Source organism: Achromobacter sp. SIMBA_011, assembly GCF_046535435.1.
GTDB lineage: Bacteria > Pseudomonadota > Gammaproteobacteria > Burkholderiales > Burkholderiaceae_B > Achromobacter > Achromobacter dolens.
The window spans coordinates 1-270 of the sequence record NZ_JAWRWN010000504.1 but is presented as its reverse complement, the minus strand read 5'-3'; the positions used below and the strand labels follow the sequence as shown (position 1 = coordinate 270).

General features: G+C 67.0%; 1 protein-coding gene. It reads right to left on the bottom strand.

Features of this window, described 5'->3' with window-relative positions; genetic code table 11:
• The coding region (locus tag SB816_RS31910) for an efflux RND transporter permease subunit (RefSeq protein WP_410548230.1) at positions 1-251 on the bottom strand (251 nt) is incomplete at its 3' end.
• Positions 252-270 lie beyond the last annotated feature (19 nt).

Genomic DNA, 270 nt, shown 5'->3' with positions numbered 1-270 from the left:
CTTTGCGACGACATCTGGTTCAGCGACGGCATCTGCCCGAATTGCCGCTCGAGCGGCGCGGTGACCGACGACGTCATCACCTCGGGGCTCGCGCCCGGATAGAAGGTCTGAACCTGGATCGTCGGGTAGTCGACTTCGGGCAGCGCAGCGAGCGGCAGGAAGCGCAGCGCGACGAGACCGGCCAGCATGATCGCCGCCATCAGGAGGGCGGTGCCGACCGGCCGGAGAATGAAGAGGCGGCATGGATTCATCGAGCGGCCCGCGCGTTAC